The 8,120-nt window shown below is 72.9% G+C and carries 9 protein-coding genes; 3 read left to right on the forward strand and 6 right to left on the reverse strand.

Annotation, left to right across the window (positions count from 1 at the left end):
* Positions 1–160 precede the first annotated feature (160 nt).
* Positions 161–538, forward strand: coding sequence for a VOC family protein (locus tag CCN51_RS33120; protein ID WP_014180527.1), 378 nt, complete (start codon positions 161–163; stop codon positions 536–538).
* Here the strand turns inward: CCN51_RS33120 and CCN51_RS33125 are convergent.
* Both CCN51_RS33125 and CCN51_RS33130 read right to left on the reverse strand, forming a co-directional pair.
* Positions 523–1,206 carry an MBL fold metallo-hydrolase gene (locus tag CCN51_RS33125; protein ID WP_014180526.1) on the reverse strand — a complete coding sequence of 228 codons (684 nt, stop codon included), beginning with the start codon at positions 1,204–1,206 and terminating at the stop codon, positions 523–525. The two genes, CCN51_RS33120 and CCN51_RS33125, sit on opposite strands and share 16 nt — an antisense overlap.
* A 111-nt stretch (positions 1,207–1,317) precedes the next feature.
* Complete coding sequence (locus CCN51_RS33130) at positions 1,318–2,169, reverse strand: S1 family peptidase (protein WP_014180525.1); 852 nt, start codon at positions 2,167–2,169, stop codon at positions 1,318–1,320.
* Positions 2,170–2,366: 197 nt separating this feature from the next.
* Here CCN51_RS33130 and CCN51_RS33135 point away from each other — a divergent pair, with 197 nt between their 5' ends.
* Positions 2,367–3,263 carry a hypothetical protein gene (locus tag CCN51_RS33135; RefSeq protein ID WP_014180524.1) on the forward strand — a complete coding sequence of 299 codons (897 nt, stop codon included), beginning with the start codon at positions 2,367–2,369 and terminating at the stop codon, positions 3,261–3,263.
* Positions 3,264–3,308: 45 nt separating this feature from the next.
* Positions 3,309–3,782, forward strand: a complete 474-nt coding sequence (locus CCN51_RS33140) for a PPOX class F420-dependent oxidoreductase (RefSeq protein ID WP_014180523.1) — start codon at positions 3,309–3,311, stop codon at positions 3,780–3,782.
* A gap of 61 nt (positions 3,783–3,843) precedes the next feature.
* On the opposite strand, the gene CCN51_RS33145 is transcribed toward CCN51_RS33140, so the two are convergent.
* The 4 genes from CCN51_RS33145 to CCN51_RS33160 all read right to left on the reverse strand — a co-directional run.
* Complete coding sequence (locus CCN51_RS33145; RefSeq protein WP_086860443.1) at positions 3,844–5,343, reverse strand: glycosyltransferase family 39 protein; 1,500 nt, start codon at positions 5,341–5,343, stop codon at positions 3,844–3,846.
* Between the two features lie 71 nt (positions 5,344–5,414).
* Positions 5,415–6,449 (reverse strand): hypothetical protein, encoded by a 1,035-nt coding sequence (locus CCN51_RS33150; protein ID WP_014180521.1) that lies wholly within the window; start codon positions 6,447–6,449, stop codon positions 5,415–5,417.
* Positions 6,446–7,522 carry a translation initiation factor IF-2 gene (locus CCN51_RS33155; protein ID WP_014180520.1) on the reverse strand — a complete coding sequence of 359 codons (1,077 nt, stop codon included), beginning with the start codon at positions 7,520–7,522 and terminating at the stop codon, positions 6,446–6,448. The genes CCN51_RS33150 and CCN51_RS33155 overlap by 4 nt, the downstream gene beginning before the upstream one ends.
* A partial coding sequence (locus CCN51_RS33160) for an ATP-binding cassette domain-containing protein (protein ID WP_143675960.1) occupies positions 7,519–8,120 on the reverse strand: 602 nt, incomplete at its 5' end. The genes CCN51_RS33155 and CCN51_RS33160, both read right to left, overlap by 4 nt.

Below are 8,120 nucleotides of genomic sequence, written 5' to 3' on the forward strand. Positions count from 1 at the left end.
CTCGACCCCTGTGGGGGGTTGGGGAGGGGCCGAAGGCGGTCGTTCCCCTTGGAGTGCTCTCCCCGGTCGAGCGCCTCCACCGTGGAGGAGTGGGTTATGGACCCTGGGGTTCCATCTGTGCACGGTTTTCCTCGGTGCGCCTCGCGCCTATCGTCGGGGCATGATTGCGAAGCTCCAGTGCACCGTCATCGACTGCCCCGACCCCGTCGCGCTGGCCGGTTTCTATGCCGGGATCCTGGGCTGGCGAGTGGACGCCGACGATCCGGAGTGGGTGTGGCTCATCTCTCCGGAGGGCCGGCGGTTCGCCTTCCAGGCGGCCCCCGACCACAAACCGCCGCGCTGGCCGGACCCGGACCATCCGCAACAGTTCCATCTGGACTTCGACGTGGACACGATCGAGGACGTGGAGCGAGCGCAGCGGGAGGTGATCGCTCTGGGCGCGACCTTCCTGCACGACAGCGGCGGCGAGCGATCGGGGTTCAGGGTCTTCAGCGACCCCGCCGGGCACCCCTTCTGTCTCTGTTACGGGCAGAGCTGAGCGGCGGCGGCGCGCAGTGCCGCTCCCGCGCCGGTGCGGATCGGGTCACCGTGGCCGAAGCAGGCGGTCTCCACGTCCAGGGCCGCCTGCTTGTGGAAGGACCTCACGGTGTCCTCGGGGTCGACGTTGAAGACGCCCGGCATCAGCTGCCCGACGTTCGCGATCGAGTCGCCCGTGAACAAGGCGCGGGAAGACGGCAGATGGAGGGCGACGCTGCCCGCCGTATGGCCGGGCACCTGCACGATCCGCGCCTCCTGGCCCCAGTCGAGGGTGTCGCCGTCGGCCAGTTCGCGGTCGACCGGGACCGGGCGGGGCGCCGGGACCTGGGGCGCGTTGGCCTCGTAAAGGGGCCGCTCCCAGTCGGCGAGCACGGGCGGGGGGATCGTCTCCGCCCCGCTGATGGCGGGTGCGTCGGCGGCGCCCGCGAGGATCCGGGCGCCGGTGGCCTCGGCCAGGCCGGCGGCCGCGCCGTAGTGGTCCGTGTGGCCGTGGGTGATCAGGATCTCGCGCAGCTCGCCGAGTCCGCGCAGCGCGTCGAGGATCCGCCGCTCGTAACCCGCCCAGCCGCAGTCGACGAGCGCGTAGCCGTCGGGGAGCCGTACGGCGTAGGCCTGGCCGACCGGGAAGCGCAGCATCCGGATGTCCGCGGTGACGTCTGTGATCTCCATCCCGCAGACGTTAGGAACCGGGGCGCGGGGTGCCGAGGCGGTTCTGCCCCTGGCAGACACGCCAGGGGCAGAACGCGGGGGCCGGCGGGGAGCCGGCCCCGGGGCGGTGGGTCAGCCGCCGAGCTGGGTGGCGCCCGCCTTGATGTCCTTGGCGAAGGTGCTCACCTCGGTGTAGACGCCGGGCTTGCCGGGGCGGGCGCAGCCCTCGCCCCAGCTGACGATGCCGACCTGGATGAACGCGCCGGAGTCGTCCTTGCGGAACATCGGGCCGCCGGAGTCGCCCTGGCAGGTGTCGACGCCACCAGTGGCCATGATCCCGGCGCAGATCTCCTCGCCCGCGACGAGGTCGCTGTACGCCGACTTACAGGTGGCGTCATCGACGAACGGCACGGTGGCCTTGAGCAGGTAGCGCTGCTGGCCGCCGCCCTCGACGGCGGCGCCCCAGCCCGCGACCGTGAAGTCGCCCTTGTTGTAGGCGGTGGTCTCGGCGATCTTCAGGGTGGGCTGGTTGATGGGCTGGGCGAGCTTGATCAGGGCCCAGTCCTTGCCCGTGCCGTTGTAGCCCGGGGCCTGCAGGACCCGGGTGGACTTGACCTTGACGGCGCTGGAGCTCTGCAGGTCCACCACGCCGGCGGTGGCGGTGATGGAGGTGTTGGCGCCGCTACCGGAGACGCAGTGGGCGGCGGTGAGCACGATGTCCTGGGTGTAGAGGGCGCCGCCACAGCCCATGGACAGCCGCACCATGAAGGGGAATTCACCCTGGGCGGCCCGGGTGCCGCCGACGACGGACGGACCGGGCTCGGCGCTCTTGGCCTGGGCGGCCCGGGTGCCGCCGACGACGGACGGACCGGGTTCGGCGCTCTTGGCCTGGGCCATGGAGGTGCCGGGCATCAGGCTGAACGCGGCGAGCGCGACCGCTCCGACGGCGGCCGATCTCTTGACGGGCTTCCGGAGATTCCGCAACGGAGATCCTTTCGTGGGGGGTTGGGCTGCTTGCCAGGCTCATGCCAAGCAGCGTTGCGATTATCTGGATGCACCGATCGGCCTGACAAGGGTCGCTTTCCGGCCACACCGACCGGCCCGGCCTGCGGCGCGGCCGGGTCCCGCGCCCGTAGAGTTGAATCAGGGGGCACGGCGGACAACGGCTACGGGGTGACGGCGTGGCGGCACCGGGCAGCGACATCGAGCACGGATTCCCGCACCTGGACACCGTCCGGGCCGCGCTCACCGCGCTCTACAAGCGCCTGTCGTACGACGGGGTGCGGACCTACGAGCTCAGCGTGGCCCCCGGCGATGTGGCCTTCTGCGACCAGGACGATCTCTACCTCGGCGTCCAGCGCGTCGCCCGGGTCATGGTGCGGCAGCTGCGGCTCCCGGACGCGCGCATGATCGTCAGCTTCCGCGAGATGCGGCACGCGGGAAACATCGAGCTGGCCGCCGGACCGGAGTACTTCATCGAGCTCAACTCCCGCTTCAAGACCCACCGCCGGGACATCGGCGCCGCCCTCGCCCACGAGGTCACCCACGTCTATCTGCACCGGCTCGACCTGTCGTTCCCCGGCACCCGCGCCAACGAGATCCTCACCGACACCACCGCCGCCTACCTCGGCGCGGGCTGGCTGCTGCTCGACGCGTACCGCCAGGACTCCGTCTCCAGCCAGAAGCTCGGCTATCTGACCCCGGAGGAGTTCGGGTACGTGCTGGCCAAGCGGGCGCTGGCGTTCGACGAGGATCCGGCCATCTGGTTCACCAGCCCGCAGGCGTACGAGGCGTACACCAAGGGCCTGGACGTGGCGCGCCACGACGAGCGGCAGCCGCCGCTGGCCGCGGGCGGCTGGGCGGGCCGCCGCCGGTACGCACGGGACCGCCGGTTCGCGCAAGGCCACCCCGAGGCGCCGCCGCCGGCCGGCCCGGCCGGATACGCCTTCGAAAGCGGCTCCCCGCTGCGCGTCTCCTTCCCCTGCCCGACCTGCCGGCAGCGCATCCGGGTCCCGGTGCGCGGCCGGATGCGGGCCCGCTGCGGACTGTGCCGCACGGTGCTGGAGTGCGACACCTGACCCGTCCATGCCGTGCGACGCGTCCGGCGTCGTAGGCTCGGCCGCATGAGCCCCTCCATCGCCACCAACACCCGGGTCGGCCGCGACGAACTGCTGGAGTTCGTACGGCCGCGCCACCGCGCCATCCTGATGACCCGCCGGGCCGACGGCTTGCCGCAGGCCTCGCCGCTGACGTGCGGCGTCGACGACGCGGGGCGCGTCGTCGTATCGACCTACCCCGAGCGCGCCAAGGTCCGCAACGTACGGCGCGAACCGGCCGTCAGCGTCATGGTGCTCTCCGACGAGTGGAACGGGCCGTGGGTGCAGATCGACGGCACCGCCGAGGTGATCGACATCCCCGAGTCCGTGGAGCCGCTGGTCGAGTACTACCGCAATATCGCGGGCGAGCACCCGAACTGGGACGAGTACCGGGCCGCCATGGTCAAGCAGGGCAAGTCGCTGATCCGGATCACCCCGGAGCGCTGGGGCCCGATCGCCACCGGCGGCTTCCCCGCCCGCCTGGTCGAGGACGAGGGGTAGAGGACGAGGGGTAGGGGTCCGAGCACGGGCGCGGCAGCCCCCGTAGCCTGCCGCGCCCGGGTCAGCAGGCGCCGGGGCGGGCGTACAGGACGACCACCATCCCCCGGACCTCCCGCTCGGCGCAGCGGCGGAAGGAGCGGTCGAGCACTTCGCGCTTCATCCGCTCCTGCGGGGTGTCGTCCAGTGGCCGGCCGGGCGGGTCCATCACCACGGCGATCCGCTGGACGGTCAGCATGCGGGCGCGGATACGGGGCGCGGGCAGTTCGATGCCGTGCAGGGTGCCGGAGGGCACCGCGTGCCGGGCCAGGGCCAGTTCCCTCAGGCCGCGGAACTCCCCCGGGCTCGACAGGATGGGCTCGCGCCGCCGCGCGGGCATGAACAGCACCCCGTCCCCGGGCCGGGTCAGCTCCCGTACGGCGCGCGCCGCGGCCATCGGGTCGTCCAGGCGGCTCTGCGGCGTCCGCAGCTGGATCGAGTACGGCAGCAGGGCGGCCACCGCGACGGCGGCCAGCGCCGCGGCCCCGGCCTTCGGATACGGGACGGCGCGCAGCGCGGCCTCAAGACCGGCGCCCGCCAGCAGGGCGAATCCGGCGTAGGAGTAGAGGACGTAGCGGTCGACGTAGATGGGGTGGATGAAGGAGACCGCCAGCAGCGTCGCGCCCGGCAGGATCAGCAGCGGCAGCGCAAGCGCGCGCAGCGGGACCGGACCGGCCGCGGCCGAGGGGGCCATGGCGCAGCCGAGCCCCACCAGTGCCGGTATCGCGAAACCCAGCAGTTCGGGCCGGCCCGGGTCGTCGATCCACCCCACGAGCGACGCCTGCTGCTGGCTGACGATCGCCAGCGGCGCCAGCACGACGGCCACGGCGGAGGCCGCCCGGGCCCAGGCCCAGCGGAGCGGCTCGGGAAGGCGGGCCGACAGCAGCGCGACACCGTGGGCGAGCACCGCCAGGACCGCGAACTCGTGCAGCAGACAGGTCGCCGACGCGGCGGCGGCATACCCGGCCCAGGTCCGCTTGCGGGGATGTGTGACGGCGGAGAGCAGCAGATGGGTGCACCATACGACCGCGGCGCAGACCAGGGCGTACGAGCGCCCCTCCTGCGCGTACCGCTGCACCGCCGGGGCGAGCGCGAAGACAACTCCGGCGGCCAGCCCGGCCCGCGGCCCCGCGAGCCGGTGCCCGAGCAGCGCGACTCCGGCGGCCGCGGCGGCCATGGCCAGCGTCGAGGGAAGCCGCAGCGCGAGCAGTCCGCCGTCCCAGAGGGTGAAGACGCCGTGCATGAGCAGGTAGTACAGGCCGTGGGCGACATCGGCTTCGCCGAGCAGATGCCAGAGGTCGGCGACGGAGCGGTGAGCGACCTGATACGTCGTCGACTCGTCCCGCCACATGCTGTTCTGACGGCGGATCCCCCACAGGCCGAGCGCCAGCGTCAGCCCGGCCGGGGCAAGCACGACGGCGGCGCGCCGCCCGCGGCGGCGGGGCGCCGCCGACTCGGGGGCGGGCGCGGGGCGCACGCGCGGGACGGCCCGGGCGGCGGTGTCGAGGGCGGGCGAGGGGACCATGGCGAAGGGACTCCGATCGAAGTGGAAGTTCGGAGCGGAACGTGCGGGGTGCGCCGTCGGGCGGTGGCCGGTCAGGCCCGTCTGCGCCTGATCCACCACAGGCAGAAGGCGGCGAGCGCGGCGGCCACTGCCAGACAGATCCCGGCCTGGATCCACTGCATCGGCCAGAAGTGGCTCATGGGGTGGTAGTCCGCATACTGCTCGACCACCTGGTGGCGGTCGAAACAGCGCATACGGGACCGCGTGCTGTCGAGTGTGTTGCAGGTCGATTCGTCGAGCCTGTCGCCGGACCGGTTGAGATAGCCCCAGCCGAGCCGCCATGCGTCGTCCGGCGTCTCCGCGTAGGTGCCGAGGTTCACGGTCGTGGTGAGCGGTGGCACCAGATGGGGGCGCAGCCGGCGGAGGCCGTACATGGCGCCGACGGTGAGGGCGAGGGTGCAGGCCATGGCGGGTACGGTCCGCCGCAGCAGCAGACCGAAGGCCGTGCCGAGGACCAGGGACAGCAGGGACAGCGCCACGGGGGCCGGGCCCGCCACCTCGAAAGGCACGGTGGTGACCCAGCTGACCTCGTCGAACACCATGCCGCGCACGGGCCACCACCACCAGGTGAACAGCGCGGCCAGCAGCGAGGTGGCGGCCAAGGTGGCGGCGGCGGGGACGGCGAGGGTGGCGAGGAGCCAGCGCGTCCGGCCGGTGGACTGGGACCAGACGAGTTTGGCGGTGCCGCTTTCGAGTTCGCGCGCGACGAGTGGGGCGCCGATGAAGGCTCCGATGACCGCCGGGATCACGAGCAGCAGCCGTCCGGTGTAGAGCAGCGCCGTACGGTACGAGTTGAGCTCGCCGAACGCCTGACCCAGCGGGGTGGGACGGCCGTTGTCGGACGACAGTCGCATCCCGTGGCACTCGGGGTACCACAGCCGGCAGCCGGCCAGGTTCCGGTCGCGGATCAGGCCGACCATGCCGGTGCGCTGGTAGGCGATGTATCCGGCGAGTGCCAGGATCAGCACCCCGCCCGTCAGCAGGGCGGTCCGCCGGCGGCGCCAGGCCAGCCAGAGCGGGCCAAGACCGGCTCTGGTGCCCGGACGCGAGAGGGTTCCCGTACTCATGTGGCCTCCTTCGCAGCGGGCCTGTGCCCGATCCACCACACGCACAGCGCGGCGAGCGCGGCGGCCGCGGCCAGGCAGATCCCGGCCTGTATCCACTGCATGGGCCAGAAGTGGCTTGCCGGGTGCAGCTCCTCGTACTGCCGCTTGGTGGCGCCGAGCCGGGCGAGGCAGCGGTTCCAGTCGTCGTCGCCGACGGCGGACGAGCAGCGGTCCGAGGGGACCTTCTCCCCGGAGCGGGTCAGAAAGCCCTCGGTGAAGCCGCGCCACGAGGTGTAGAAGAGTTCGCTGGGGGTGCGCGCGAAGGCGCCGGTGGCGTCGGAGACGATGGTCCGTGGGGTCATCAGGTGGGGCCGCAGGGCGCCGAGCCCGTACTGGACGCCGACGGTGATCCCCAGCGTGGCCACCATGGCGGGCAGGGTCCGCCGCAGCAGCAGTCCGGCCGCCGCGCCGAGGAAGAAGGACAGCGGGGCGAGGGCGACCGCCGCCGGGCCGGTCGCGTCGAAGGGCACGGCGGTGCCCCAGGCGATGTCCGAGAACTGGACCCGGGCCGCCCGCCACCACCAGGTGTAGAGGACCGCGAGGACCGTGGTGCCGGTCAGTACGGCGGCGAGCGGGAGCGCGAGCTTGGCGGCGAGCCAGCGGGTCCTGCTGACGGACTGGGTCCACACCAGCTGATGGGTGCCGGTCTCCAGCTCCCGGGCGAACAGCGGTGCGCCGACGAAGACGCCGATCAGCGCGGGCAGCGCGATGAGCAGCCGTCCGGTGTTGAGCAGCGGTGTCCGGTAGGCGTCCCTGAGGTGGAAGTACGCGTCGGTGATCGGGTCGGTGCCCCTGCGCGGCGCTGTCCGCTTGCCGTGGCAGAAGTCCTGCCAGTCCGCGCAGCCGTCGATGTCGTGCGCCCGCATGTAGCCGACCATCTGGGCGCGCTGCCACAGGATGTACGCGGCGACCGCCACGACCAGGGCCAGGCCCGCCCAGAGCGCGGCCCGGTGCTGCCGCCACACCAGCCACACCAGTCCTCGGGTGCGCGGTCGCGCGACGGGCCCGGCGAGCCTGAGACCGGCCGTGCTCACCTCCCCACCTCCGCGACGGGCGGGCGCGCACCGGATGTGATCAGCGGCGGGGCGTCGGGGGCGCCCAGATAGCCGAGCAGGACCTCCTCCAGGGACGGTTCCCTGACGATCCAGCTGTCCTCGGCCGGTGCGGCCGACGGGCGTATCAGCGCGGTGAGCTGACGGCCCGTCGTCCGGGTCTCGACCACGGTGTGGCGGGCGACCTCCTGCGGTGTGCCCCCTTCGGCTCCGCGCGGGCCGGTGATCAGGCGGTGGGCGGCCTGGACGGCGTCGGTGTCGCCCGCCAGGCGGAGCCGGCCGCCGCCGATCAGCAGCAGAAAGTCGCAGACGCCGTCGAGTTCGGCGAGCACATGGGTGGAGATGACCACGCTGGTGCCGCGCTCGGCGGCCTCCGCCATCAGGGCGCCCATCATCCGGTGCCGCCGCAGCGGGTCCTGATCGGCCATCGGCTCGTCGAGCAGCAGCAGGTCGGCGCGTTTGCCGAGGGCGAGGGCCAGGGCCACGCAGGTGCGCTGGCCGCCGGAGAGAGAGCCGACCCGGGCGGTCAGCGGGACCTCGGCCTCGGCCATGATGCGCTCGGCGGCCGACTGGTCCCAGC

The sequence above is a fragment of the Streptomyces milbemycinicus genome (assembly GCF_002154605.1).
Taxonomy (GTDB): domain Bacteria; phylum Actinomycetota; class Actinomycetes; order Streptomycetales; family Streptomycetaceae; genus Streptomyces; species Streptomyces milbemycinicus.